A 26,980-nucleotide genomic window follows, 5' to 3' on the forward strand; every position below is an offset into this window, starting at 1 on the left:
GGAAGCGGCCTCGTGCTCGTCGAGCACGGGGGCGGCTTGTTCACACCGTGATCAGATAGTCCGGGTGCGGGTCCAGCGTCACGCGGCGGCCCAGAGCACTCCGGTCGATCCGGACCGGTGGACGACCTTCACGCCCGGTGGGGACTGCCCGCCAGGTTGGTCGTCCCGGCCGTACCGCTCGACGGCGGTGATGTCCGGGTGCTCGGCGGCCCGAAAGAGGGCTTCCATGAGGTCCAGGGCCTGGGATAACTGCACGGTTGCGCTTTCCTGAGGATCGAGAATCGGGGCAGCTCACGGGCCAGATCAGTCTATCGGCGGGGCGGCGCTCCGCCGCAGACCCGCGCCTCAGGCCCGTGGCCACCCGGGTAGTCCGGCACGCCGGCCGGGGAACGGTGGCTGCCTCCGGTACACGACACGCCGACGTGTTTCCATCGCAACCGGCCAACGAACCGTGCGAAACGTGGTGCAGCCCGGTGATCTCGTCGCCCTGAGGGTCGTAGATGACCAACCCATGCCGCTCGGCCAGGTGACACACTGCGGCCACGGCCTCGCCGCCGGGAGCCGAATGGGCTGATGCTCATGCCGACGTGATCGATGCCGACGGCGAGGGGCGTCGAGTTCCAGGGCGACTCTGCGCCGCAGGCGGTTGATCCGGGAACCGCTGCCGCAGTTCGTCGTAGAAGCCCTCGATCCGCGGGTCAATGTCCCCCTCCGGATGCGCCAGACCGGTGCAGTGTTGGATCATCTCGCGTACGCGGTCGGGTGAGGCGGCATCTCCGACTGCCAGCACCAGGAGGTCCCACCCAGGCAGCGGGTCAGCCGCGGGGGAGGACGTCGTCGACCACGCTGGGCAGGGCCGCCCAGTCGGCCGAGGCGATGCTCGCGTGGGCCCGCGCCAGTTGCGCCACCCGGGCCGCCGCCGCCTCGGGGTCGGTGTTCCCCACCGCCGGGGGTACGTTCTGCGCGTCGGTCATCACGAGCACGTAGTGGTTGGTGTCGTACCAGGCGGTGTCGATGCCGCCGGTGACGTACGCCGACGCGTCGCCGTCGAAGACGACGAACCAGGGGCGCAGGGCGGTGTCGGCGTAGCGGGTGCGGGGGTCGCCGGCCTGGGCGCGGTGCACGGCCGGGAACGCCTGCGCCGAGCCGAGGGTGCCGGCGGCGGCGAGCGCGGCGAGGTGCTGGGCGTACTCGATGTCGGTCCACAGCTTGTCGGTGGGGTTGCCCTCCTCGACGGTGCCGGGGATCAGGTGCACGACGACCCGGCCGGCGAGCTGCTGCCGGGTGGGCCAGTTGTCGGCGCGGGCGGCGGCGTCGAGGCTGGCGTGCCCGCCCTTCAGGTCGGCGGGGCGGAACACGGCCGGGCCGAGCCGGGCGGCGAGCAGCGCGTCGAGCTGCGCCGGCCCCTGCCCGGTGCGGGCGCTGAAGCCGGTCTTCAGCTCCAGTTTGAGGTGCAACGGGCCGGCGTCGGGGTGGGCGGCGAGCCAGAGCCGGATGTCGTCGAGGCAGTGTTCGAGGTTCTTGTTGCGGGTGCCGGTGTAGAGCTGGGCGGCGCTGGTGGCGGCGACGCAGTTGTTGTTGTTGCCGAGCGGGTTGGAGTGGCTGACCCGCCACTGGTTGGCGACGATGTCGGGCCACACGTCCAGCTCGATCATCCCGGGCCGGGCGTCGAGGGCCTGCGCCAGGTAGTCGTACGTCCCCTTGTCGTACGCGTTGTGCGTGCCGACGGCGGTGGTCGCCGAGACCCGGGCACCGGGGTCGACGGCGGCCTCGGCGGGGCCGGCGGCGACGAGCGCCGCGAGCACCGCGATCGACGTGAGCGCGGGCAGGGAACGGGATCGGCGCATGCGTGCCTCCTCGGCGGGCCGGCGACCGTCGCCGGGCATGCACCGATATAAATACATGAACGTGAATGGGGGAAGACCTGCGGGCGGCCGGAGCGGGACCGCCGCCCGGTGGATATGGTCGACGGGTGAACCGACTCGCGAGCGCCACCAGCCCGTACCTCCTCCAGCACGCCGACAACCCGGTGGACTGGTGGCCGTGGTGCGACGAGGCGTTCGCCGAGGCGAAGCGGCGCGACGTGCCGGTGCTCGTCTCCGTCGGCTATGCCGCTTGCCACTGGTGCCACGTGATGGCGCACGAGTCGTTCGAGGACGAGGCCGTCGGCAAGCTGCTCAACGACGGCTTCGTGGCGATCAAGGTGGACCGCGAGGAGCGCCCCGACGTCGACGCCGTCTACATGACCGCCACCCAGGCGATGACCGGGCAGGGCGGCTGGCCGATGACGGTCTTCGCCACCCCGGACGGCACCCCGTTCTTCTGCGGCACCTACTTCCCGAAGCCCAACTTCGTCCGGCTGCTGGAGTCCGTCGGCACCGCCTGGCGGGAGCAGCGCGAGGCCGTGCTGCAACAGGGCTCCGCCGTGGTCGAGGCGATCGGCGGGGCGCAGGCCGTCGGCGGCCCGACCGCCCCGCTCACCGCCGACCTGCTCGACGCCGCCGCCGCCCAGCTCACCCGGGAGTACGACCGGGAGAACGGCGGCTTCGGCGGGGCCCCGAAGTTCCCGCCGCACCTGAACCTGCTCTTCCTGCTGCGTCACCACCAGCGCACCGGCTCCGCCGAGAGCCTGGAGATGGCCCGGCACACCGCCGAGGCGATGGCCCGGGGCGGCATCCACGACCAGCTGGCCGGGGGCTTCGCCCGCTACTCGGTGGACGGGCACTGGACGGTGCCGCACTTCGAGAAGATGCTCTACGACAACGCGCTGCTGCTGCGCGTCTACACCCACCTGTGGCGGCTCACGGGCGACCCGCTCGCCCGGCGCGTCGCCCGCGACACCGCCCGGTTCCTCGCCGACGAGCTGCACCGGCCCGGCGAGGGCTTCGCGTCCGCGCTGGACGCCGACACCGAGGGCGTCGAGGGGCTCACGTACGCCTGGACCCCGGCCCAGCTCGTCGAGGTCCTCGGCGAGGATGACGGCCGCTGGGCCGCCGACCTCTTCGCGGTCACCGAGTCAGGTTCGTTCGAGCACGGCACGAGCGTGTTGCGGCTGGCCCGGGACGTCGACGACGTCGACCCGGCGGTCCGGGGCCGCTGGCGCGACGTCGTGGGGCGGCTCCTCGCGGCCCGCGACACCCGCCCCCAGCCGGCCCGCGACGACAAGGTGGTGGCCGCCTGGAACGGGCTGGCGATCACCGCGCTCGCCGAGTTCGTCCGCCTCGTCGAGACCCTCGTCGAGACCCTCGGCACCGGCACCGGCACCGGCGCGGGCGTGGGCGGCGACGAGGCCGACGCCAACCTGCTGGAGGGTGTCACGATCGTCGCCGACGGCGCGCTGCGGGACGCCGCCGAACACCTGGCCACCGTGCACCTCGTCGACGGCCGGCTGCGCCGGGTGTCCCGCGACGGGGTGGTCGGCGAGCCGGCCGGGGTGCTGGAGGACTACGGCTGCGTGGCCGAGGCGTTCTGCGCCATGCACCAGCTCACCGGCGAGGGGCGCTGGCTGGAGCTGGCCGGCAACCTGCTGGACACCGCCCTCGCCCGGTTCGCCGCCCCCGGCGGCGGGTTCTACGACACCGCCGACGACGCCGAGCAGCTCGTGGCCCGGCCGGCCGACCCGACCGACAACGCCACCCCGTCCGGCCGGTCCGCGCTCGCCGCCGCCCTGGTCACGTACGCGGCCCTGAGCGGGGAGGCCCGCTACCGGGAGGCCGCCGAGGCGGCCCTCGCCACCGTCGCGCCGATCGTCGCCCGGCACGCCCGCTTCACCGGGTACGCGGCGGCGGCCGGCGAGGCGCTGCTGTCCGGCCCGTACGAGATCGCCGTGGTGACCGACGACCCGGCCGGCGACCCGCTCGTCGCCGCCGCGTACCGGCACGCCCCGCCGGGCGCGGTGCTGGTCGCGGGCCGGCCCGACCAGCCGGGCGTGCCGCTGCTCGCCGACCGGCCGATGCGCGACGGGCGGCCCACCGCGTACGTCTGCCGGGGGTTCGTCTGCCAACGCCCGGTCACGACCGTCGACGACCTCCTCGCCCAGCTGTAAGGAAGGGCCCCTTGTTAACGCGTTCGGTATAGCGGGGTACCCCGCTCACCCCTCGCCCCGATGGCGGCGGAGCCGCCGCTAGGCTGGCCCGCGAGATGGATACCCGAACCGGTCTGCCAGTTGTCGGCATGGTGGGGGGCGGCCAGCTGGCCCGGATGACCCACCAGGCCGCGATCGCCCTCGGTCAGTCGCTGCGCGTGCTCGCGCAGGCCCCGGACGACGGGGCGGCCCTCGTCGCCGCCGACGTCCAGTACGGCGACCACACCGACCTCGCCGCCCTGCGCACCTTCGCCAAGGGCTGCGACGTGGTCACCTTCGACCACGAGCACGTGCCGACGGAGCACATCCGTGCCCTCGCCGCCGAGGGGGTGAAGCTCTTCCCTCCGGCCGACGCCCTGCTGCACGCCCAGGACAAGCAGGTCATGCGGGAGCGGCTCGGCGAGCTGGGCGCACCCAACCCGGCGTGGCGGCCCGTCGCCGAGCCGGCCGACCTGGTCGCCTTCGGCGACGCGCAGGGCTGGCCGGTGGTGCTGAAGGCGGCCCGGGGCGGCTACGACGGTCGGGGCGTCTGGCTGGTCGACGACGCCGTGCAGGCCGCCGAGCTGGCGGCCACCCTGCTCGCCGGCGGCACCCGGCTGATCGTCGAGGAGCGGGTGGCGCTGCGCCGGGAGTTGGCCGTGCAGGTGGCCCGCTCGCCGTTCGGGCAGGTCGCCGCGTACCCGGTGGTGGAGACCGTGCAGGTGGGCGGCATCTGCGTCGAGGTGCTCGCCCCCGCGCCGGGCCTGCCCGAGGAACTGGCCGTCGCCGCCCAGCAGCTCGCCATCGACCTGGCCACCGCGCTCGGCGTGGTCGGCCTGCTCGCCGTGGAGCTGTTCGAGACCCCGGCCGGGCTGGTGGTCAACGAGCTGGCCATGCGCCCGCACAACTCGGGCCACTGGACGATCGAGGGGGCCCGCACGTCGCAGTTCGAGCAGCACCTGCGGGCCGTGCTCGACTATCCGATGGGCGACACCTCGCTCGCCGCCCCCGTCGTGGTGATGGCGAACGTGCTCGGCGGGCAGCCGGGCGGCATCTCCATCGACGAGCGGCTGCACCACCTCTTCGCCGCCGAGCCGGGCGCGAAGGTCCACCTGTACGGCAAGCAGGTGCGACCCGGCCGCAAGATCGGGCACGTCACGGTGCTCGGCGACGACCTGGCGGACGTGCGGGCGCGGGCCGCCCGGGCCGCCCACTGGCTGACGGAAGGGACGCCGGCATGACCACCGTCGGTTTGATCATGGGCAGTGACTCCGACTGGCCGACCATGAAGGCCGCCGGGGAGGCCCTCGCCGAGTTCGGGGTCGGCTACGAGGTGGGCGTCGTCTCCGCCCACCGCACCCCGGGCAAGATGATCGAGTACGGTCGCACCGCCGCCGACCGGGGCCTCAAGGTGATCATCGCCGGGGCGGGTGGGGCCGCCCACCTGCCCGGCATGGTCGCCTCGGTCACCCCGCTGCCGGTGATCGGCGTGCCGGTGCCGCTCAAGCACCTCGACGGGATGGACTCGCTGCTGTCCATCGTGCAGATGCCGGCCGGTGTGCCAGTGGCCACCGTGTCGATCGGCAACGCCCGCAACGCCGGGCTGCTCGCCGTCCGCATCCTCGCCGCCGCCGACGAGGGGCTGCGGGCGCGCATGGTGGCCTACCAGGCGAGCCTGGAGCAGTTGGTCGCCGACAAGGAAGCCGCCCTCCACGCCACCCTGACCTGATCGATCGTCATCTCATGCCGCGCAGGGCCGTCTGGAGGCGGTCCTGGGCGCGGCGGCGGCGCTCGTTGCTCGCGCCGAGCACCAGCAGCACCAGCCCCACCGGGATCAGCACCAGCCAGGGGCCGAGGCTGAACAGCGCGTGCACCGCCGCGATGGCGGTGACCGTCGCGCCGACGATCACCGGGGCCTGCTGCTGGCTGGTGGTGCCGAAGATCAGCACCGCCACCGCGCCGAGCAGCAGCAGCACCTGCCGCAGCATGCTGGAGTCGGTGGCCAGCACGATCGCCAGGGTCGGCACGAACGCGGCCACCAGCGCGGGCCCGTACGCCACCCAGCTCGACAGGTCCGGCCGCTGCCGCAGCTCCAGCACCCCCACCAGCAGGGCCAGCGCCGCGAACGGCAGGGTGTAGGCCTCCGGCAGCGCCACGTCGGCGACCCGCATCAGGATCCACCAGGCGACGATCTCGCAGAAGACCACCGCCCAGAACAGGATCCGCCGCTCCACCGGCTGCCGCCCTGGCCGGGCCGCCGCCACCCCGAGCACGGCACCCCAGGCGGCCAGCAGCGCGGCGATGTGCCGGGGCGAGTCGAAGGCCAGCGCCAGGGCGATCAGCGCGGCGGCGAACCCGCTCCACTCCACCGTGGCCGCCTCGCGCCGGGCCTCCGGCCGACGCAGCCGGGGCAGGGTCGCGGCGAACACCTGCAGGGCCGCCCCGACGGCCAGCACCCCGAACGCGGACCAGACCGCGGCCAGGCCCGCCACCAGGCCGACGACCAGCACGAACAGCTGCGCCGTCAGCGAGGCGAACAGCCAGCCGAGGATCCGGGCCCGCTGCGTGGTGCCGTACAGGGCGGCGACGACGCCCACGCCGACCGCCCCGCCGAGCGTGAACAGGGTCAACTCCCGGGTGGCCAGGCTGCCCAGCAGCCCGGCCCCGCCCCCGGCCAGGCCGATCACGAAGACCAGCACCCGGGCGGTACGCAGCGACCGCGCCCGCTCCGCGATCGGCGGGGGCGGGCTGAGCGCCAGCCCCAGCATCGAGATCGTGAACACCGACAGGGCGGCCAGCACGCTCACCGGCCAGCCGTGGCCCAGGGCGGTCGGTGTGATCAGCAGGGTCACCGCCGCCCCGGGCAGCACCACCGGCACCGCCCGGGACCGTCGCCCGCCGCTGAGCCCGACGGCGGCCAGCGCCGCGGTCAGCGTGAGCAGCAGCGCGGTCAGCACGTGCGTCGGGTCGACCGCGTCGGCGGGCGGGGCGAGCAGTTCCGGCGGCGGCCCCTGCCACACCCGCTTCAGCGCCCGGTACGGCTCGACCAGCGCCACCTCCAGCGCGGGCGCGAGCGAGAACACGGCCAGCGCGACGGGCAGCGCCGCGGCGGCCAGCGCCCCCGCCGCCGGGCTGACGCGCCAGCGCACCGCCGTGCCGTCGTCGTCGGGGGCCCGGCGCAGCGCGCCGTCGAGCAGCACCGTCCAGCGCCGGACCCGTTGCGCCGAGCCGGCCGGCGGCACGGTCGACGCGCGGACCAGCTCGGCGAGCACCCCGAGCAGCGCGGCGGCCGCCGCGTACACGCCGGAGGGCAGCCCGGCCACGATGGCGGCGGCGGCACTGACGGTCGCGCCGCCGACGATGGCCGCGCTGGCGTACGGAAGATATTGCGGGACCTGCCGGCGGACCGCGGCGATCGCGGCCAGGCCCAGGCTCGACGCGGCCAACGCGGCCGTCAGCACCACCTCGGGTGACCGGCCGAAGTCGGCGGCCAGGGCGGCCACCGCGCCGGGGAGCGCGAGCAGCGCGGCCCCGGCCGCGATCCCCCCGATCTGCACCAGGTGCGGCGGCATCCCGTCCGCTTCCACGTCGTCCACCAACGGGGCGGCGAACACCCGGGACAGGGCCGCCACGACCACGCCGACGAGCACGATCCCGCCCAGCGCCAGCGCGGTCGTCCACGGCCGGACCAGCCCGGCGCCGGCCGCGTGCAGGGCGACCGCCCCGGCGACGGTCGCCCGGGACAGCCCGGCGCGCGGGTCGAGCGACGCGGCGGCGGCTGTCCCGAAGGCGGTGGCGACCGCCAGGCCGACCACCACCGGGGACCACCAGGGCAGGTCGAAGGCGGCCGGGAGGCTGATGGTGGCGAGGACGGCGGCGGCACCCGAGACGTCGTGCCTCCACGGATGCGGCAGCAGCACCCCGGCGGCGATGCCGAGCAGGGCCAGGGCGACCGGCGCCTGCCAGGTGGACCCGCCGGTCGGCGCGGCCGGCCAGCCGGACAGGTCGCCCGCCCAGATCGGGCCGGGGGTGGCCAGCACGCCCCAACCGCCGCGCAGCGCGCTCCAGCCCGCGAGCAGCCCGATCAGGGCGCCGCCGACGGCCAGGCCGAGGATCGGCCCGCGCCGCCACTCCTCCGGCATCGCCCGTGCCACCGCCGCGACCGCCGCCACCAGCGCGGCGGCCACCACGAGCTGCCCGCCCGGGGTGAGCACCGCCGCGACCCGGACCAGCGTCGCGACCAGCGCCGCGGTGACCGCCGCCGTGGCCAGGTCGGAGCCGTCGAGCGTCACGTCCGCACGCCGCCCCGCGTCGATCGACGGGGCGAGGAAGACCAGCAGGCCGGCCACGAACAGCAGCGCGCCCACCCAGGCGTCGGCGGCGGTGGCCCCCGGCGCGGTGAACGCGGCGGCCGTCACCACCAGCGCCCCGAGCCCGGTGCCCAACGCCAGCGGCATGGGGATGCGCCGCTCGGAGACCTGCACCAGGGCCGCGTAGCCGAGGGTGACGCAGACCGCGAGGAAGCTCGCCGCCAGCACCGGCACGGTGACCACGCGCAGGCTCGCCGGGGTCGGCGTCGGGTCGGTCGGCACGGTCGCGGCGACGAACGCCGCCACCGCCCCCGGCAGCGCGAACGCCGCCCCGCCCGCGGCCCAGTTGGCGACGGTGTCCGCGGCGGCTGCGGCGGTCATCCGGACCCGGGGCACCACCGCGACCAGCGCGCCGCCCACGAAGAGGGCGAGCAGCACGGCGGCGGTCAGCGCCGGCCGGGCCAGCCCGGCGCCCGCGCCGAGCAGGCCGACGACGGTGGCGGCGACCGCGTGCACGGTGGCGGACCGGGCCGTCGTGGCGGTGAGCCCGACCGCGCCGATGCCGACGGCGGCGACCACCATCGGCCACGGCGCGGCCGCCCAGCCCAGGCCGAACGACGCGGGGACGGCCAGCGCGGTCAGCGCCGCCCCGGCCACCGCGAACTCGCGGCGGATCTGCGGGGGCAGCGCCAGCACGGCGGCGACGGTGAGCAGGAAGGCGCTGGCGGCGAGCTGCCAGGCCGCCGGGCCGACGGAGGCGGCCAGCTCGGCGGGGTAGCGGTCGAGGTCGGCCGCCCAGGCCGGGGTGGCCGCGAGGGCCGGGGCCAGCCCGGCGCGCAGCGCGCCGACGGCCACCACCAGGCCGCTGACCGTGAGCGCCGCCGCCGAGGCGAGCTGCGGGCCGCGCCGGGCGGCCTCCGGCAGGGCCCGCACCGCCAGGCCGGTGACCGTGATGACGGCGGCGACGAGCAGCAGGGCCCGCCCGGGGAGGGCCACCGCCGCGACCCGGCCCAGCGCGCCGACCACCGCGAGGGTGAGTACGCCGGCGGCCACGTCCGGCAGGGGCGGCCGGCGCAGCACCAGCGCGCCGCCCAACCCCACCAGGGCGGCCAGCAGCAGCGCCGCGCCCGCCCCGGCCGCCGTCGGCACCGAGGCGGCGCGCAGCAGCGCGGTCACCGCGTACGCCAGGGCCAGCACCACCGCGACGCCGTGCAGCAGCCAGGTCAGCTCGCGCAGGGCCGGCACCGGGCGGGTGGGCGGCTCGCCCGCCGGCACTCCGCCGGAGGCGTCGAGCACCTCGCCGGCCTCCTCCGGGTCGCCCTCCGGCCGCCGCTCCCCGCCGGGCCGGCCGCCCCGGGTGGGCCGGTCCTGCACGGCGTCCCCGGCGGACGGTTCGGCTCCGGCGGGCCGGTCGTCCTCGCTGGGCCGCCGGGGCGGCGGGGCGGGCGGGGCGATCCGGCCGCCCGGCAGGTCCTGACGCACCGGCCGCTCCACCGTCACCGGGGACCGGGCCAGCCAGAGGTCGACCATGGCGACGACGGTCAGCACCAGGGCCCAGCCGGCCGGCCCGGACACCCGGTCGTACGCCAGCAGCGGCAGCACCGGCTGCGCGGCCAGCACCGTGGCGAAGCGGGGCGCGCGCAGCCCCGTGAAGAGGGCGTAGCCGAACCCGACGGCGGCGGTGACCAGGAAGATCACCCCGGCGAAGACCGCACCGGACGCGCCCCCGCCGCCGATGAGGTCCACCGCCCACAGCGCGTACCCGGCGAGGGGCACCAGCAGCAGGCCGACGGCGGAGATCGTCTCGGCGGTCGAGGTGAGCCCGCGCCGGGCCAGCACCGGCGGGGCGAGCAGCAGCAGCACCGTGGCGACGAGCAGGACCCCGAGCCGGGACAGGGCGTCCATCGAGCTGGTGGCCACCACGGCGAAGACCACCGCGGCCACGGCGAGCAGCAGCGCGCCCAGCCCGAGGGGGATGTTCTGCACCTCGCGGGACGACGCCTCCGGCGGATTCTCGGGGTCGTCGGCGTCCAGCCAGCGGGCGGCCGACGGGGGTGGGGGCGGCGGGTCCTGCGGCGGGGGCGGGGCGGCGCCCTGGCGGGGCACCCGGGGCGGGGCTCCCGTCGTCGCGGTCGGCGGGCGGCGGCCGGGGCGGCGGCGCAGCACCCGCCGGGGGCGGGCGGCCTGCTTGAGGCGTTCCTCGGTGGCGTGGCTCAGGATGTCCCGCTGGAAGAGGGCGGCCTGCATCTTCGCGGCGATCTGCCGCTGCTCGGCGGCGATGGCGGCCTCGCGGGCCTTCATCTCCGCGATCGAGCGCTCGACCTCCGCGAGGTGACCGGCCCACTGGGGCTGGTGCGCGCCGCAGTGCGGGCACTGCGCGGCCGGCTTGATCTCCCGACTGCACGAGGAGCACTGAAAGGTCTGCACGACACCCCTCCACCCGGCCGGCCCGCACTGTGGACTACCACTGTCGCAGCATGCCCTGAGCCGGCGCGGATTTCGACACCTGTCGGCGGTTCGGCGGTGACGAATGGGTGACCGGGGACGCCACCGGGCCGACCGGGGCGGCCGACGGGGTGACCGGGGCGGCCGAGCGGTGGCCCCGACGTGCGACGGCCGGCCCCGGACGAGGTCCGTGGCCGGCCGTCACCGGTGTCGGTCGGGGTTCAGGGGCGGCCCATGCCCCGGTATTCCCAGCCGGCCTGGCTCCACAGTGTCGCGTCGAGGCAGTTGCGGCCGTCGACCACGCGGCGGCCGGCGACCAGCTCGCCGAGGGCCACCGGGTCGGCGTTGCGGAAGTCGGCCCACTCGGTGAGCACGCAGACCAGGTCCGCCCCGGTCACCGCGTCGGCCATCGTGGACTCGTACGTCAGCTCGGGGGCCACCCGGCGGGCGTTCTCCGCGCCCTGCGGGTCGAACACGTGCACGTCCGCCCCGGCCTTGCCGAGCAGCCCGGCGACGGCGAGCGCCGGTGCGTCGCGTACGTCGTCGGTGTTGGGCTTGAACGTGGCGCCGAGCACGGCGATCCGGGTGCCGGACAGGTCCGGGCCGGCGGGCCCGGCGCGGCGGCCCAGCAGCTCGGCGGCCAGCGCGATCACCCTGGTCCGGCGGCGCAGGTTGATCAGGTCGACCTCGTGCAGGAAGCGCAGCGCCTCGCCGGCCCCCAGCTCCTGGGCGCGGGCCTGGAACGCGCGGATGTCCTTGGGCAGGCAGGCGCCGCCGAACCCGAGGCCGGCCTGGAGGAACCGGTTGCCGATGCGGGGGTCGTACCCGATGGCCTTGGCGAGCTGGGTGACGTCGCCGCCGGCGACCTCGCACACCTCGGCCATCGCGTTGATGAACGAGATCTTGGTGGCCAGGAAGGCGTTCGCGGCGACCTTGACCAGCTCGGCGGTGGCGAAGTCGGTGACCACCAGCGGGACCTCCCGGTCCTCGGTGGCGGCCAGGTCGAAGACGCCCTTGTGGGCGGCGTAGAGCATGCCGTTGGCCCAGTCGCTCTTGACGCCGACCACGATCCGGTTGGGGCGCAGCACGTCGTCGACGGCGAAGCCCTCCTGGAGGAACTCGGGGCTCCACGCCACCTCGACGCCGAGGTCGGCCGGGGTGTGCTTGCCGACGAGCTGCTCCACCCACTCGGCGGTGCCCACCGGCACGGTGGACTTGCCGACGATCAGCGCCTTGCGCGTCAGGTGCTGGGCGAGGCCGGTGACGGACGCCTCGACGTACGACAGGTCGGCGCCCATCCCGTCGGCCCGCTGCGGGGTGCCCACGCAGATGAAGTGCACGTCGCCGAAGTCGGCCGTCTCGGCGATGTCGGTGCTGAACCGCAGCCGGCCGGCGGCCAGGTTGCGCCGCAGCAGCTCGTCGAGGCCGGGCTCGTGGATCGGCACCTCGCCCGCGTTCAGCTTGGCGATCTTGTCGGCGTCGACGTCGAAGCCGAGCACCTCGTAGCCCAGCTCGGCGTAACAGATGGCGTACGTCGCACCGAGGTACCCGGTGCCGAGGAAGGTGACCCGGGGCCGGGCCGCGCCCGACGGCGGCGTGACCGCGGCGATGGCCGGCATCGGTTGGGTGTTCGGGTACGGGATCGTCACGCCTGTCTTCTCCGCTCGCGCTGGCGGCGCTTGCTCGCGTCGCATTCGGCTGCGGCGCCTGGCCGGCACCGAAGGGGAATTGTGTCGTTTTCTGCTCGCCGTGCCGCGTCGACCTCCGCGCGCCGCGTCGCTTCGACGCCTCGGTCAGGCCCGAGCCTACGCGCCGGTAAGGATCAACTGAGCGCTGGTCGCTATCCTTCAGTCTGCGCGGTCGGCGGTTCCGAGACGCTACAGACTGGGCATGATAGCCGTGAAGGGGAGGGGCCGACATGGCCGCAGAGCAGTCGTTCGACGTCTACCGGTTGCCCGAGGAGCACGAGGCGGTCCGCGAGGCGGTGCGTGAGGTCTGTGCGGCGAAGGTGGCGCCGCACGCCGCCGAGGCGGACGAGACGGGCGAGTTCCCGAAGGCGTCCTACGACGCGCTGCGCTCCGCCGACTTCCACGCCCCGCACATCCCCGTGGAATACGGCGGCGCGGGTGCGGACGCCCTGGCCACGGCCATCGTGATCGAGGAGGTCGCCCGGGCCTGCGCCTCGTCCTCGCTGATCCCGGCGGTCAACAAGCTGGGCACCATGCCGCTGATCCTGGCCGGCTCCGACGAGCTCAAGCGCGCCTACCTGACCCCGGTGGCCGCCGGGGAGGCGATGTTCTCCTACTGCCTCTCCGAGCCGGAGGCCGGCAGCGACGCCGCGTCGATGACCACCAGGGCGGTCCGCGACGGCGACCACTGGGTGCTCAACGGCGTGAAGCGGTGGATCACCAACGCCGGAGTGTCGGATTTCTACACCGTCTTCGCCGTGACGGATCCCACAGCCCGATCGAAGGGCATTTCGGCGTTCGTGGTCGAGAAGTCCGACCAGGGCGTCAGCTTCGGCGCCCCCGAGAAGAAGCTCGGCATCAAGGGCTCGCCGACCCGCGAGGTCTACCTCGACAACGTCCGCATCCCCGCCGACCGCATGATCGGCGCGGAGGGCACCGGCTTCGCCACCGCCATGAAGACCCTGGACCACACCCGGGTCACCATCGCCGCGCAGGCCGTCGGCATCGCGCAGGGCGCGCTCGACTACGCCAAGGGGTACGTGCAGGAGCGCAAGCAGTTCGGCAAGGCGGTCGCCGAGTTCCAGGGCGTCCAGTTCATGCTCGCCGACATGGGCATGAAGCTGGAGGCGGCCCGCCAGTTGACGTACGCCGCCGCCGGCAGGTCCGAGCGGGGCGACGCCGACCTGACCTACTTCGGCGCGGCGGCCAAGTGCTTCGCCTCCGACGCCGCCATGGAGATCACCACCGACGCCGTGCAACTGCTCGGTGGGTACGGCTACACCCGCGACTACCCGGTCGAGCGGATGATGCGGGACGCCAAGATCACCCAGATCTACGAGGGCACCAACCAGGTCCAGCGCATCGTGATGGCCCGCCAGCTGCTGCGCGGCTGACCCGTCGGCTCTGCCCTCGGCTCGGGCCTGCCCCTGGCCTCGGGCCGGCGGCGCGGGCGTCGGGGCCCGGGGCGCCGGCATCCGGTTCGTTCGACGTTGCCGGGCACGGGGTGCCGGCCTCCGGTTCGTTCGACGTTGCCGGGCACGGGGTGCGGTGGCGGGGGAGGCCCCGTCCGCGCCCCGTGCCCGACGGCGGTCTCGTCAGCGCAGCTCGGTGGTGGTGTCCTCCGGGCGGCGCGGCGGGGCAGACCAGGGGGACTCCCCGGCCGTGCGGCGGGGCAACGGCTCCGGCGGCGGCTGGTCCGGGTAGCCCAGGGTGAGCGGCGCGGTGTCCCGCTCCGCCGCGCTGCCGCCCGACGGCCAGTCGGTGAGCGTGAACGTGTTGGTGGCGGCGTCCTCCGGCCGCTGCGCCGGCACGGGACCGGCCGCCGGCCGGGGCCAGCGCCGCCACCGCTGCCGGCTGAACGTGGCCATCAGCAGCAGAGCGCCGACCAGGAAGAGCGTGCCGTTCTGCACGGGCAGGAACAGCGGCAGCGGGTCGCCCAGCGCCTTCCAGCCCTCGGGGACGCGGTCGCGCACCTCGAACGGCGCGACGAACATCCCGACGTACGGGGCGATCAGCAGCAGCCCGGCGACCAGCGGGCCGAGCGGCGAGACACGCAGGGTGCCGAGCAGGCCGAGCAGGACGCCGGCCACGGCCAGGTAGACGCCCGGCTCGATCAGGTTGGCCGTGTTGAACGTGCCGATCTCCACCCACCGGGTGATCGTGCGGGTCGACCCGTCCTGCCCGAGCGCGAGCAGCACCCAGGTGACGGGCGCCACCACCAGCCCGGCGAGGAAGCTCCAGAGATGTCGCATTGGCGCACCGTACCGTTTCCGGCATGACAGATCACCTCTCCACCGCGCCGCATCCCGCTGCGTCCCCGCAGGGCAAACCCACGTCGTACTCCCGCGTCACGCTCAGTCGCATCATGACCGCGGTCGATGTCAATCTGTACGGGACCGTGCACGGAGGGGTGTTGATGAAGTTCGTCGACGACGTGGCGGGCGCGGCGGCGGCCCGGCACAGCGGCGGCACGGCGGTGACGGCCGCGATCGACGAGATCGTGTTCTCCGAGGCCGTCCGGGTGGGCGACCTGGTGCACGCGCACGCCCAGGTGAACTGGACCGGGCAGACCTCGATGGAGGTGGGCGTGCGGGTGGTCGCCGAGCGCTGGGACTCGGCCGAGGACGAGCCGGTCCCGGTCGCCACGGCGTACCTGGTCTTCGTGGGGGTGGACGTGGGCGGCCTGCCCCGTCCGGTCCGGCCGGTGCTGCCGGAGACCCCGGAGGACGAGCGCCGCTACCGGGAGGCGGAGATCCGCCGGGCCCACCGCCTGGCCCGCCGCCGCGCCATCCAGGCCCACCGCGAGGGCTGACTGTCCCCCTCCCGGCCCGACCCGGCCTGGCGGCCGCTGTGAGAAGGGTGCCCTTCTCTACCGTATGCGTTAACAAGGGGCCCTTCCTTACACCCCACACAGCGCGGGCGCCGGGGGTGTGGGGCGGGCACGCCCCGGCGGTGGGTACCGGGGCGGACAATGTCCCTGCGACATAGGGCAAGATGGCATCACGGCCCACGTGACGGGGCGGTCCGGGGCCTGGAGGAGGGTGAAGCTGTGGGTGACGTGCTGTGGACACCGCCGGCGGACGTGCGCGAGCGGTCCCGGATCGGTGCCTACCTGCGTTGGCTGGCGGAGCACCGGGGGCTGGAGTTCGCCGACTACGCCGCGCTGTGGGAGTGGTCGGTCACCGACCTCGACGGGTTCTGGCGGTCCGTCTGGGACCACTTCGGCGTCGTCGCGCACACCGAGCCGACGGCCACGCTGGCCGACCCGGCGATGCCCGGCGCCCGCTGGTTCCCCGGGGCCACGCTCAACTACGCCGAGAACGTGCTGCGCATGCCGGGGCTCGGCGACGACGACCCGGTGGTGATCGCGCACGGGCAGACCCGCGCGCCGCAGACCCTGACGGCCGCCGGGCTGCGCGAGCAGGTCCGCCGGGTGGCGGCCGGGCTGCGTCGCCTCGGCGTCGGCCCCGGCGACCGGGTCGCCGCGTACGCGCCGAACATCCCCGAGACGTACGTGCTGCTGCTGGCCACCGCCAGCCTCGGCGCGATCTTCTCGTCCTGCGCGCCGGAGTTCGGCACCCGCAGCGTCACCGACCGATGGCGGCAGATCGAGCCGAAGGTCCTCGTCGCCGTCGACGGCTACCGGTACGGCGACAAGCCCGTCGACCGGCGCGGCGAGGTGGCCGCCATCCGGGCCGCCCTGCCGTCGCTGGAGCACACCGTCGCCGTCGCGTACCTCGACCCGGACGGCCCGGCCCCCGACGGCGCGCTGCCGTGGGCGGAGCTGGCCGCGCCGACCGACGAGCCGCTGACCTTCGCCGGCGTGCCGTTCGACCACCCGCTGTACGTGCTCTACTCCTCCGGCACCACCGGGCTGCCCAAGCCGATCGTGCACGGCCACGGCGGGATCCTGCTGGAGCACCTGAAGATGCTCGCCCTGCACCACGACCTGGGCCCGGGCGACCGGTTCTTCTGGTTCACCACCACCGGCTGGATGATGTGGAACTTCCTGGTCTCCGCGCCGGCGGTCGGCGCGGCGATCGTGCTGTTCGACGGCAACCCGGGCCACCCCGACCTGGGCGGGCTGTGGCGGCTGGCCGCCGAGACCGGCACCACCTACTTCGGCACCTCCGCGCCGTTCCTGCTGGCCTGCCGCAAGGCCGGCCTGGTGCCGCGGGAGGTCGCCGACCTGTCCGCGCTGCGCGGCGTCGGCTCGACCGGCGCGCCGCTGCCCGCCGAGGGCTTCACCTGGGTCTACGAGACGGTCGGCACCGACCTCCAGCTCCAGTCGCTCTCCGGCGGCACGGACGTGTGCACCGGCTTCGTCGGCGGCGTGCCGCTGCTGCCCGTCCACGCCGGGGAGATCACCTGCCGGGCGCTCGGCGCGCGGGTGGAGGCGCGCTCGGCCGACGGCACGCCGGTCCTCGGCGAGCTGGGCGAGCTGGTGATCACCGCACCGATGCCGAGCATGCCGGTCGGGTTCTGGAACGACACCGACGGGTCCCGCTACCGGGAGGCGTACTTCGAGCTCTACCCGGGCGTGTGGCGGCACGGCGACTGGATCACGATCAACGAGCGGGGCGGCTGCGTGATCACCGGCCGGTCCGACGCCACCCTCAACCGGGGCGGCGTGCGGCTCGGCACCGCCGAGTTCTACTCCGTCGTCGAGGGCCTCGACGAGGTCGTCGACTCGGTGGTGGTGCACTTGGAGGACGACGAGGGCGGCGCGGGGGAGCTGCTGCTGTTCGTGGTGCTCGCCGCCGGCCTCGAACTCGACGACGCGCTGCGGAAGAAGATCTGCCGCGAGCTGCGCACCGCCCTGTCGCCCCGGCACGTCCCCGACGAGATCCACCAGGTCCGGGCCGTCCCGCGCACCCTGAGCGCGAAGAAGCTGGAGGTGCCGGTCAAGAAGATCCTCACCGGCACGCCGGTGGACGACGCGGCGGCCAAGGGCGCCCTGGCCAACCCGGAGTCGCTGACGGCGTTCGCCGCGTTCGCCCAGCGCCGGCCCGCCCCGGAGGCACCGGCCCGCTCCTGACGCCCGTCAGGCCAGGGTGCGGGTGACCCGTTCCGTCTCGGCGCGGGCGGGCAGCCGGGCCGGGTCCGCGTTGGCGCACAGCACCGTCGACGCGCCGGCCACCAGCGGGGCGAGCAGCCAGTCGACCGGGTCCGGGTGGGCGGTCACGTCCAGCAGGACCCGGTCGCCCTGGGTCAGCCCCAGCTCCGCCGCCCGGGCCGCCGCGCGGCCCAGCAGCTCCGCGTCGGCCGGCCCACCGGCGGCGTACGGGGTGAAGGGGGCGCGGTGCGCGCGCCCGGCGACCACGTAGTCGGCGAAGCCGGCGGGCACCTCGCGCAGCGGCAGGGCGAACGGGGCGAGCGCCAGCGCGTACCGCTCGGCGGCCGGCCAGGCGTCGGCCTCGCCGACCCGGTCGGCGGCGGCGAAGAGCACCTCCACCGGGCCCGGCGCGTCGGCCACCACCAGCCCGGCCGACCAGCAGCCCAGCAGCACGGCGGCGGTCTGCCAGTGCGGCGGGAGCAGCGCCCCGGCCGACTCGCCCGGGCCGGCGGCCACTTCGTCGGTCAACAGGTTGGCGGTCTTGGCCACCCAGTTCGCCAGCGTCGCGCCGGACAGTTCGGTGCGCTCGCCGGTGGCGTCGTCATACCAGGTCAGCAGGGGTTGCGCGGGGTCGGGTGCGATCGCTGCGGCGAACACCCGGGCAATGTTGTCGGCCATCGGCGCGAACGATACGCCGCCGGAGTCCGTATCCCACGACAGTGACAAGTCGGCGAACGGTCGGGTCGCAGTCAGCGACCGGGCCGGGCTCCGGCGTAGGCTTGCCCGGAGTGTTGTTCCCCACAGATTTCGCCACCGCAAGGAGTCGCCCCGTGACCGCCGGTCGTCCGCCCCGCGTACTCATCGACGCCACGAGTGTCCCCGCCGACCGGGGCGGCGTCGGTCGATACGTCGACGGCCTGCTCGGCGCCCTCGGGAAGGTGTGCGGCCAAGGGATCGACCTGGCCGTGGTCGGCCTGCGCACCGACCTGGAGCGCTACTCCCGGATGCTGCCCGGCGCGGAGATCGTCGCCGCTCCCGCCGCCGTGGCCCACCGCCCGGCCCGGCTCGCCTGGGAGCAGACCGGCCTGCCGCTGCTGGCCCAGCAGGTCGGCGCGCAGGTGCTGCACTCGCCCTTCTACACCTGCCCGTTGCGGGCGGGTTGTCCGGTCACGGTGACCGTGCACGACGCGACCTTCTTCACCGAGCCGGAGCACTACGACAAGTCCCGCCGCACGTTCTTCCGCAGCGCGATCAAGACGTCGCTGCGCCGGGCCGCCCGGGTGATCGTGCCCAGCAAGGCCACCCGCGACGAGCTGATCCGGCTGCTCGACGCCGACCCGACCCGCATCGACGTCGCCTACCACGGGGTCGACCACGCCGCCTTCCACGCGCCCGGCGAGGAGGAGAAGGCCCGGGTCCGGGCCCGGCTGGGGCTCGGCGACAGCAGCTACGTCGCGTTCCTCGGCGCGAAGGAGCCGCGCAAGAACGTCCCGAACCTGATCCGGGGCTGGGCGCGCGCGGTCGCCGACCGGCAGGACCCGCCCGCCCTGGTGGTCGCCGGCGGTCAGGGGCACGACGACGACATCGACCGGGCCGTCGCCGAGGTGCCGTCGCACCTGCGCCTGCTGCGCCCGGGCTACCTGCGCTACGCCGACCTGCCCGGCTTCCTCGGCGGCGCGCTGGTCGCCGCCTACCCGTCGTACGGCGAGGGGTTCGGCCTGCCGATCCTGGAGGCGATGGCCTGCGCCGCCCCGGTGCTGACCACGCCGCGGCTGTCGCTGCCGGAGGTCGGCGGCGACGCGGTGGCGTACACGAGCGAGGCCCCGGAGCAGATCGCCACCGACCTGGCCGCCCTGCTCGACGACGAGCAGCGCCGGCTGTCGCTGGCCAAGGCCGGCTTCGACCGGGCGAAGGAGTTCACCTGGGAGTCCAGCGCCGAGGTGCACATCGCGGCGTGGACGCGGGCCCGCGCCTGACGCCGCGCGGCGTGACGATGCGCCCGTAGCGTGCGGGTTCGGGCATGATGTGCTGATGCTCTACGCCGTCATCCCGGCGGGCGGCAGCGGCACAAGGTTGTGGCCGTTGTCCCGTGCGGGCCATCCCAAGTTCCTCCACCCGCTCACCGGCACCCCCGCGTCCCTGCTCCAGGCCACGGTGGACCGGCTGGCGCCGCTGACCACGCCGGAGCGCACCCTGGTGGTCACCGGAGCCGCGCACGTCGCGGCGGTGGCGCGGCAACTGGCCGGCCTGCCCGAGGAGAACATCCTCGTCGAGCCCTCGCCCCGCGACTCCTGCGCGGCCATCGCCCTCGCCGCGGCGGTGATCGCGCAGCGCGAGCCGGGCGCGGTGATGGGCTCCTTCGCCGCAGACCACCTGATCCGCGACGCCGACGTCTGGCGGGCCACGGTCGCCGAGGCGGTGACCGGCGCGGAGCAGGGGCTGCTGATGACGGTGGGCATCACCCCGACGCGCGCCGAGACGGGGTACGGCTACCTGCACACCGGCGACCCGACCGCCGACGGTCCACTGCGGCCGGTGCTGGAGTTCAAGGAGAAGCCGGCCGCCGAGGTCGCCGAGGCGTACCTCCGCTCCGGGCACCACCTGTGGAACGCCAGCATGTTCGTCTGGCGGGTCGACGTGTTCCTGGCGGAGCTGGCCCGCCAGCAGCCGGCGCTGCACGCCGGGATCACCGCGATCGCCGCCGCGTGGGGCACCCCCGAGCAGGACGACGTCCTCGGCACGGTCTGGCCGACCCTGCCGAAGATCTCCGTCGACTACGCGGTGATGGAGGGCGCGGCGACCGCCGGGCGGGTGGCCACCGTCCCCGGCGACTTCGGCTGGAACGACGTCGGCGACTTCCACACCCTCGGCGACGTCCTGCCCGCCGACGCGGCCGGCAACGTGGTCCTCGGCACCGACGCCAAGCCGGGCGTGCTGCTGCGCGACGCCAGCGGGCTGGTCGTGGTGCCGCACTCCGGCCGGCTGGTGGCCGCCCTCGGCGTGCACGACCTGATCGTCGTCGACACCCCCGACGCCGTGCTGGTCTGCCCCCGCGACCGCGCCCAGGACGTGAAGGCCCTGGTCGACGAGCTGAAGGACCGGGGCGAGGAGAACCTGGTCTGACCCCGCGCCGAGCGGGCGGCTGCCCAGGCCCCCGGCCGCCCGCTGTCCGGCCGTCCCGCCGCCCGGCCGGCTGCGTGGCCCGGCGGTCCGCTGCCGGCCGGCGTGGCCGGGTCAGCCGCGGCGGCGGCGCAGGGCGGCCAGGGCCGGGGCGACGAGCTGGGCGGTCCCGCCGGCCAGCGGCTCCGGCAGCCGGTCCGGCGGGAACCAGCCGAGCGCTTCGGACTCGTCGCTGACCTGCTCCGTCGCGCCCGCCGGCGCGAAGACCGCGAACCGGACGTCGTAGTGCAGCGACCCGCCCTGGCAGGCGACCGAATGGACGTCCACGTCGATCGGGACCGGGTCGACGACCAGGCCGGCGATGCCCGACTCCTCGCCCGCCTCGCGCAGCGCCGCGCCGGCCAGGGTCCGGTCGCCGGGCTCGCAGTGCCCGCCGAGCTGCACCCACTTGCGGAACTTGCCGTGCAGGCAGAGCAGCACCCGCCCGCCGGTCGGGTCGAGGACCAGCGCGCTGGCGGTGACGTGGCCCGCCCGGTGCTCCCGGGCCAGGGCCGCCGGCCCGGCGGCCAGCAACTCCAGGGTGCGGTCGCGGGCCGCGCCGGCCGCCGCCCCGGTCGGCGTCCACCCTTCGAGTACGCGCGTCGCGTCGCCGTGCAGCGCCGCGTAGCTGGGGACATGGCTGTTAAGCGGGGCCCCTGCTCGACAGAATGCGTTAACAGGGGGCCCTTCCTTGCATCTGGCACGGGTGCCACCCTATGCGGGTGACCTTGCGACTTGTCGAGTTCGTCGTCGCCGGCAACGAGGCCAGCGATCTGCTGCCGGTGCGCTCGCCGGCCGTGCTCGCCGCCCACCGCGCCCGGCGCGGCTTCTGGACCGTCCTCGACGAGGGCCCGGTCGAGCAGTGCCTCGCCCTGCTGCTCGAACACGACGACGGCGAGTGGTCCGCCCACCACGTCGACGCCGACGCCGGCACCGAGAACGGCCGCACCGAGGACGGCGAGGCGCTGGCCCACCACGACGGCTGGGTGTACGTCTTCGGCTCCCACTTCGGCTCGAAGGCCGGCCCGCTGCGCCCCCGCCGCGCGTTCGTGGCCCGGTTCCGCGAGGACGACGCCATCGGCGGCCGGCTGCCGGTGCGGGTGGTGCGCAACCGGTTCCGGCTGCACCGGGCGGTCAACGACGCGCTGGCCGCCGCCGAGCTGACCACGCTGCCGCCGGGGCAACGGGTGCGGGAACGGTTCATCGCCGAGACGGTGGCCCGGGGCACCGCCCGGGCGAAGGGCTGGGTGAGCCGGCTCGCCGAGGGCGACCTACCGCTCAACGTCGAGGCGGCGGCGTTCACCCCGCGCGGGACGGTGCTGCTCGGCCTGCGCTTCCCGGTGACCACCGACGGGGAGCCGATCCTGGTCGAGGTGGCCGGGGTGCCGGAGATGTTCGACGGCGGAAACTGGCCGCGGGCCCTCGGCGCGTACGCCCTGACCGGCGTGACCCCGCCGGGCGGGCTCACCGGCTTCCGCGCGCTCGTGCCGCTGTCCGACGGCGGCTACGCGGCGATCGCCGGCTCGATCGACGCGCTGGGCAAGGGCTCGGTGCTGCTCGACGACCACCCGCACGGCGGCGACGTCACCTCGCGGCACGTCCGGTTCCGGCTGGAGAAGGCGGCCGGGCATCTCGTGCCGGGCGAGCTGGTGGCGGACCTGGCGCCGTTCCACCACGTGGAGGGGCTGGCCGAGGCCGACGGCCGCTGCTGGTATGTCACGGACGAGGACCACCGGGTCGCGCTCTGGATCGGCTGACCGGGCGCGCGGAACCGGGCGGGCGAGCCTCGGCCCGGCCGGGTTGGCGGACGGGGACACCTCTGCGGAGCAAGGGCCGCAGACCCTCGTGGTGCCGCCCGTCCGCCGGATCCTCCCCGGCCCCGGTGGCCGGGCCGGCGTCGGTGACGGACGGCCCGTGCGGGACAACCCAGAGCATGCCGAAGGTCGACCGGGGACGTCGAGGTTTTTCATCCCACGCTTAAAAGTGGAGATAACTGCCGCCCGGGTACAGTGCGAACGGTCGGCAGTGTCTCCCCCCTCTGCCCGCCGCACGGGAGCGATCCAATGCTGAAGATCTATTTCTCACCCGACGACATCCTCCGGACCCGGGTGGCCCCGGGCGCGGACCCGCTCTGGGAGCTGATCCTCAGCGTGCACGTGCTCCAGGTCCGCAGCCAGGACCCGCTGACCTCCGGCTGGCGTCGGGGCGTCTCCCGGGAGCTGCGGCGGCTGGTCGGCGCGGAGCCGATGCGGCTGCTGTTCGCGCTGAACCCGGGGCGCGGCTACTTCCCCGACTTCCTCACCCCGCACGAGGGGCTCCAGGGGCTGGCGGAAGGGCTGGAGGCCATCCGCAGCACGCCCGTGCGGCTGCTGCACCGGGACATGACCCGGATGGCCGGGGAACACCCGCTGCCCGCCTCGGCGGGGGCGCTGGCCCGGGGCGAGCCCGAAATGCTGCGCCACCTGACCGACTCGATGGAGCGGTACCGCGAGCTGGCGCTGAGCCCGTACTGGGCGCACATCCAGGCCGCGATCGACTCGGACCGGATGCGGCGCGCCCGGGCCCTGCTCGACGGCGGCGTCGAAGGGCTGCTCGACAGCTTCCGCCCGCTCGCCCGCTGGGACTCGGGGGTGCTGGAGATCCACGGCTACCCGGAGAGCCGGGAGTTGCACCTGGACGGCCGGGGCCTGCTGCTGGTGCCGTCGTTCTTCTGCGCCGGCACCCCCGTGGCGCTGGCCGACCCGGACCTGCCGCCGGTGCTCGTCTACCCGGTGGACCGGCTGGGCGGGCTCGTCACGGCGGGGACCGGCGGCGGCGCGTCGGCCCGGGCCGGCATGGGGCGGGAGGCGCTGGCCGCGCTGCTCGGCCGCACCAGGGCGGCGGTGCTGGAGGCCACCGACGACGGCTGCACCACCGGCGAGGTGGCCCGCCGGCTGCGCATCTCCCCGGCGGCGGCGAGCCAGCACGCCACCGTACTGCGCAACGCCGGCCTGCTGGTCAGCCACCGGGACCGCAACACCGTGCTGCACACCCTCACCCCGCTGGGCCGCGCCATCCTCGACGCGTGACCCCTGCCGGGGTGACCCGCGGCCGGAGCGCCGGTCGGGCGGCCTCAGAGCGCCAGGCAGGCGGCGGCCGTGCTGCCCGGCGGGGGCGGCAGCAGGGTCGACGGGACGCCCTCGGCGGCCAGGGCGGTGCGCAGGCGTTGCAGGTCCGCGCCGAGTCGCACCAGGCCGGCCGGGTCGACCGGCGTCGGCGGCTCCCCGAGCACCAGGCCGGTGGCCCGCTGCGGCCAGCCGGGCACGGTGGCGGCCAGCGCGGCGCGTACCTCGTCGTCGGTGACGGGGGTGAAGACCGTGCCGGGGGCGACCACGCCGCCCACCGCGGCGATGGCCCGCGCCACCGCCGCCGGGTCGGCGGGGGCCGCGCCGGGCCCGTCGGGCAGGGTCGCGGCGGCGGCCAGCCCGGCGGCGCGCGCCTCCGCCGTGCCGAGCGAGAACAGGTCCAGCTCCGCGTCGCGGACCAGCGCCCGCGCGCCGAGGCCGTCGTCGGGCGCAGTCGCGGTGAGGTACCCGCGCACCACGGCCACGGGGACCTGGTCGCACTTGCCCTTGATCAGCTCGCCGGCGCCGGCCAGCTCGTCCACCACCGCCATCTGGGTGAGCTGAAGCTCGTTGCCGTACGGGTCGACCTCGCCCCGGTGGTCGCGGATCGCCGGCATCCCGGCCACCCCGAGCGCCACGTCGGTGAGGCCGTTGCGCCAGGGCCGGCCCATCGTGTCGGTGACGATCACCGCGACGTCCAGGTCGTAGCGCTCGCGCAGCGCCGCCCGCAGGGCCCGCGCCGAGGCGTCCGGGTCCTGCGGGAGCAGCACCAGCCGGGTCTTGTCGACGTTCGAGGCGTCGATGCCGGCCGACGCCATCACGAAGCCGTGGTGGGTCTGCACGATCCGGGTCGCGCCCCGGGTGGCCACGACCCGGGCCGTCTCGGCGGCCAGCACCTCGTCGCGGGCGGCCAGCCGCTCCGGCCCGTCGGCCGGCACGTCCACCAGCCGCCCCTCCGCCTTGGAGACGATCTTGCTGGTCACCACGAGCACGTCGCCGTCGCGCAGCCACGGCGCGGCAGTGGCGATCAACGCCGCCAGGTCGTCACCCTCGGTCACGTCGCCGATGCCCAGCACCGGCAGGATCTCCAGCCTCACGCCAGCTCCACCGCCGCCCGCACCATCGCCGCCGTCGCCGCCTCGTCGGTCATCAGCAGCGGGACCGCCCGGACCGGCACGCCCGGCACCACCGCGTCGGCGTCCTCGGGGGCGACCAGCCAGCCGTCCAGCAGCCCGCCGGAGGACCGGGCGCCGTACAGGCCCCCCACCCCGGCGGCGCTGCACTCGACGCCGAGCACGGCCAGGCAGCGGTCGGCCATCCCGCGCACCGCCGCGCCGCCGATGATCGGGGACACCCCGACCACCGGGGCCGGCCCGTCGGCGAGCGCCTCGCGCAGCCCCGGCACGGCCAGCACCGGCGCGACGCTCACCACCGGGTTGCTCGGCGCGACCAGCACCACGTCGGCGGCGGCGATCGCGTCGAGCACGCCGGGCGCGGGCTTCGCCGCCTCCGCGCCGACGAAGACGAACCGGTGGGTGGGGATGCCGGCGCGGTGCCGGATCCACCACTCCTGGAAGTGGATCGCCCGCTGGCCGCCGCCGTCGGGGTCGCTCACCACCACGTGCGTCTCCAGCCGGTCGTCGGTCGCCGGCAGCACGCGTACGCCGGGCTGCCAACGCGTCGCCAGCGCCTCGGTGACCGCCGACAGGGGGTACCCGCCGGTGAGCATGGTGGTGCGCACCAGGTGGGTGGCGACGTCCCGGTCGCCGAGCCCGAACCAGGTCGGCTCCGCGCCGTACGCGGCCAGCTCCGACTTCACCGCCCAGGTCTCGTCGGCCCGGCCCCAGCCCCGCTCGGCGTCGGCCCCGCCGCCGAGGGTGTACATGACGCTGTCCAGGTCGGGGCAGACCTTGAGCCCGTGCAGGTAGAGGTCGTCGCCGACGTTGACCACGGCGGTCACCTCGGCGCCCACCTCGCGGGCGTACGCCCGGACGCCGAGCAGGAATCGGGCACCCCCGATGCCGCCGGCCAGTACGACGATGCGCATGCCGCCCATCCTCCCGCACGCCCCGCGCCGGGGTCGCCGGTGCCCGGGGAGACTAGGCTCACGTCGGCAACTGTCCGTTACCGCCCCGAGGGGGAGTTCGTGACCAGCCCCGCCGAGCCCGCGTCCGGTGACGCGGCGCCCGCGTCCCACCCCGCCACCCCGGCCCGTCGGCTCACCGACCCGTTACGCGAGCTGATCGCGCTCGCGCTGCTCGGCGCGAACGCCGTGCTGCTGTTCGTCGGCCTGATCCGGCTGCTCGCCCCGGCCGACTACAGCACCTTCTACAGCCGGGCGGGCAGTGGCTTCTTCTCGTTCGCCGGCCTGGAGGCGGCCGTGCTGCCGGTGCTGGCCGTGCTGCTCGCCACGCACGTCGCCCCCGTGGCGCAGCGGGCGAAGCTGATCGTCCAGGTGGCGCTGGGCGAGTACGCCTTCGGCGCCCTTCTCGCCGCGCTCACCCTGCTGATCTGGACGGTCGACCGGCTCGCCAAGGCGGAGGTGCTCGACGCGTTCCTCGGCCTGCTGACCCGGGCCGCCTGGCTGGCGATCTTCGCGTCGGGCGCGTTCGTGGTCTTCCGGGTCTGGCGCGCCCTCTACTTCACCCCGAAGCCGAAGCCGGCCCCCGGCATGTACGGCCAGCCGCAGCCGGGCTGGCCGCAGCAGCCCGGTCAGCCGGGTCAGGGCGGTCCGCAGGGCTGGGGCCCGGGGCAGCAGGGCGGCTGGCCGTCCGCCGGGCAGCAGCCCGGTTACCCGGTCGCCGGGCAGCAGGCCGGTTACCCCTCCGCCGGTCAGCCGGGTGGATTCCCGGCCTCCGCACCGCCCGCCTCCGCACCGCCTGCCTCCGCGCCGCCGTACCCGGCCCCGCCGCAGTCCGGCTCGCCGTTCACGCCGCCCCAGGCGGGCGCGCAGCCGGCCTCGCCGTTCCCCCCGCCGCAGCCCATGGCGCCCGCCGCGCCCCCGTTCGGGCAGCCGCCGTCGGCCGACCCGACCCAGGCGATCCCGCGCCAGCCCGGCGAGCCGGGCGCGTCCGGCGGCGAGCGGAACTCCGACGCCGACCGCACCCAGCGCTTCCCGCGCGAGGACTGAACCGCCGCCCGTCGGGTGGGCTCCC

The 26,980-nt window shown here is 75.5% G+C and carries 19 protein-coding genes and 1 pseudogene; 11 read left to right on the forward strand and 9 right to left on the reverse strand.

What is annotated here, in order from left to right:
• Positions 1-62: 62 nt before the first annotated feature.
• Positions 63-255: pseudogene (locus LPA42_RS17620) on the reverse strand (hypothetical protein); the annotation flags it as partial.
• A 560-nt stretch (positions 256-815) separates the two neighbouring features.
• A complete protein-coding gene (locus tag LPA42_RS17625; protein WP_228986690.1) occupies positions 816-1,847 on the reverse strand; it encodes a phosphatidylinositol-specific phospholipase C domain-containing protein in 1,032 nt (343 codons plus the stop codon).
• Between the two features lie 125 nt (positions 1,848-1,972).
• Here LPA42_RS17625 and LPA42_RS17630 point away from each other — a divergent pair, with 125 nt between their 5' ends.
• The 3 genes from LPA42_RS17630 to purE all read left to right on the forward strand — a co-directional run bounded on the left by LPA42_RS17630 (position 1,973) and on the right by purE (position 5,792).
• Positions 1,973-4,045, forward strand: coding sequence for a thioredoxin domain-containing protein (locus tag LPA42_RS17630; RefSeq protein ID WP_077936218.1), 2,073 nt, complete (start codon positions 1,973-1,975; stop codon positions 4,043-4,045).
• 95 nt (positions 4,046-4,140) lie between these two features.
• Positions 4,141-5,304 (forward strand): 5-(carboxyamino)imidazole ribonucleotide synthase, encoded by a 1,164-nt coding sequence (locus LPA42_RS17635; RefSeq protein WP_077936219.1) that lies wholly within the window; start codon positions 4,141-4,143, stop codon positions 5,302-5,304.
• On the forward strand, positions 5,301-5,792 hold the full coding sequence (gene purE / locus LPA42_RS17640) for a 5-(carboxyamino)imidazole ribonucleotide mutase (protein ID WP_077936220.1): 492 nt from the start codon (positions 5,301-5,303) through the stop codon (positions 5,790-5,792). Before LPA42_RS17635 ends, purE begins: the two co-directional genes overlap by 4 nt.
• A gap of 7 nt (positions 5,793-5,799) precedes the next feature.
• On the opposite strand, the gene LPA42_RS17645 is transcribed toward purE, so the two are convergent.
• Entirely contained in the window at positions 5,800-10,800 is a 5,001-nt protein-coding gene (locus tag LPA42_RS17645; RefSeq protein ID WP_228986691.1) for an SCO7613 C-terminal domain-containing membrane protein, read from the reverse strand.
• Between the two features lie 239 nt (positions 10,801-11,039).
• Complete coding sequence (locus LPA42_RS17650) at positions 11,040-12,467, reverse strand: UDP-glucose/GDP-mannose dehydrogenase family protein (protein ID WP_043961973.1); 1,428 nt, start codon at positions 12,465-12,467, stop codon at positions 11,040-11,042.
• A gap of 269 nt (positions 12,468-12,736) precedes the next feature.
• On the opposite strand from LPA42_RS17650, the gene LPA42_RS17655 reads away from it, so the two are divergent.
• Positions 12,737-13,900, forward strand: a complete 1,164-nt coding sequence (locus tag LPA42_RS17655; RefSeq protein WP_077936230.1) for an acyl-CoA dehydrogenase family protein — start codon at positions 12,737-12,739, stop codon at positions 13,898-13,900.
• Positions 13,901-14,101: 201 nt separating this feature from the next.
• Here the strand turns inward: LPA42_RS17655 and LPA42_RS17660 are convergent, their stop codons facing one another.
• The gene (locus LPA42_RS17660; RefSeq protein ID WP_077936231.1) at positions 14,102-14,758 is read right to left on the reverse strand and encodes a hypothetical protein; all 657 of its coding nucleotides are present in this window, start codon (positions 14,756-14,758) and stop codon (positions 14,102-14,104) included.
• Positions 14,759-14,781: 23 nt separating this feature from the next.
• Here LPA42_RS17660 and LPA42_RS17665 point away from each other — a divergent pair, with 23 nt between their 5' ends.
• Entirely contained in the window at positions 14,782-15,318 is a 537-nt protein-coding gene (locus tag LPA42_RS17665) for an acyl-CoA thioesterase (RefSeq protein WP_043961976.1), read from the forward strand.
• Between the two features lie 237 nt (positions 15,319-15,555).
• Positions 15,556-17,544, forward strand: a complete 1,989-nt coding sequence (locus LPA42_RS17670; RefSeq protein WP_077936232.1) for an acetoacetate--CoA ligase — start codon at positions 15,556-15,558, stop codon at positions 17,542-17,544.
• Positions 17,545-17,550: 6 nt separating this feature from the next.
• Here LPA42_RS17670 and LPA42_RS17675 read toward each other — a convergent pair whose 3' ends face one another.
• Positions 17,551-18,240 carry a TIGR03089 family protein gene (locus tag LPA42_RS17675; protein ID WP_228986692.1) on the reverse strand — a complete coding sequence of 230 codons (690 nt, stop codon included), beginning with the start codon at positions 18,238-18,240 and terminating at the stop codon, positions 17,551-17,553.
• A 152-nt stretch (positions 18,241-18,392) separates the two neighbouring features.
• On the opposite strand from LPA42_RS17675, the gene LPA42_RS17680 reads away from it, so the two are divergent.
• Both LPA42_RS17680 and LPA42_RS17685 read left to right on the forward strand, forming a co-directional pair.
• On the forward strand, positions 18,393-19,538 hold the full coding sequence (locus LPA42_RS17680; RefSeq protein ID WP_077936234.1) for a glycosyltransferase family 1 protein: 1,146 nt from the start codon (positions 18,393-18,395) through the stop codon (positions 19,536-19,538).
• 55 nt (positions 19,539-19,593) lie between these two features.
• Positions 19,594-20,685 (forward strand): mannose-1-phosphate guanylyltransferase, encoded by a 1,092-nt coding sequence (locus LPA42_RS17685; protein WP_043963986.1) that lies wholly within the window; start codon positions 19,594-19,596, stop codon positions 20,683-20,685.
• A 111-nt stretch (positions 20,686-20,796) separates the two neighbouring features.
• On the opposite strand, the gene LPA42_RS17690 is transcribed toward LPA42_RS17685, so the two are convergent.
• The gene (locus LPA42_RS17690; protein ID WP_077936235.1) at positions 20,797-21,339 is read right to left on the reverse strand and encodes an NUDIX hydrolase; all 543 of its coding nucleotides are present in this window, start codon (positions 21,337-21,339) and stop codon (positions 20,797-20,799) included.
• Positions 21,340-21,443: 104 nt separating this feature from the next.
• Here LPA42_RS17690 and LPA42_RS17695 point away from each other — a divergent pair, with 104 nt between their 5' ends.
• Both LPA42_RS17695 and LPA42_RS17700 read left to right on the forward strand, forming a co-directional pair.
• A complete protein-coding gene (locus tag LPA42_RS17695; RefSeq protein ID WP_077936246.1) occupies positions 21,444-22,478 on the forward strand; it encodes a hypothetical protein in 1,035 nt (344 codons plus the stop codon).
• A 306-nt stretch (positions 22,479-22,784) separates the two neighbouring features.
• Entirely contained in the window at positions 22,785-23,789 is a 1,005-nt protein-coding gene (locus tag LPA42_RS17700) for a winged helix-turn-helix domain-containing protein (RefSeq protein ID WP_077936236.1), read from the forward strand.
• A 44-nt stretch (positions 23,790-23,833) separates the two neighbouring features.
• On the opposite strand, the gene LPA42_RS17705 is transcribed toward LPA42_RS17700, so the two are convergent.
• On the reverse strand, positions 23,834-24,922 hold the full coding sequence (locus LPA42_RS17705; RefSeq protein ID WP_077936237.1) for a coenzyme F420-0:L-glutamate ligase: 1,089 nt from the start codon (positions 24,920-24,922) through the stop codon (positions 23,834-23,836).
• On the reverse strand, positions 24,919-25,872 hold the full coding sequence (gene cofD / locus LPA42_RS17710; protein WP_077936238.1) for a 2-phospho-L-lactate transferase: 954 nt from the start codon (positions 25,870-25,872) through the stop codon (positions 24,919-24,921). The genes LPA42_RS17705 and cofD overlap by 4 nt, the downstream gene beginning before the upstream one ends.
• A 99-nt stretch (positions 25,873-25,971) precedes the next feature.
• Here cofD and LPA42_RS17715 point away from each other — a divergent pair, with 99 nt between their 5' ends.
• A complete protein-coding gene (locus LPA42_RS17715; RefSeq protein WP_077936239.1) occupies positions 25,972-26,955 on the forward strand; it encodes a hypothetical protein in 984 nt (327 codons plus the stop codon).
• Positions 26,956-26,980 lie beyond the last annotated feature (25 nt).

Origin of the sequence: Micromonospora sp. DH13, assembly GCF_020873825.1 — a bacterium.
In the GTDB taxonomy this organism is placed as follows: Bacteria; Actinomycetota; Actinomycetes; order Mycobacteriales; family Micromonosporaceae; genus Micromonospora; species Micromonospora haikouensis.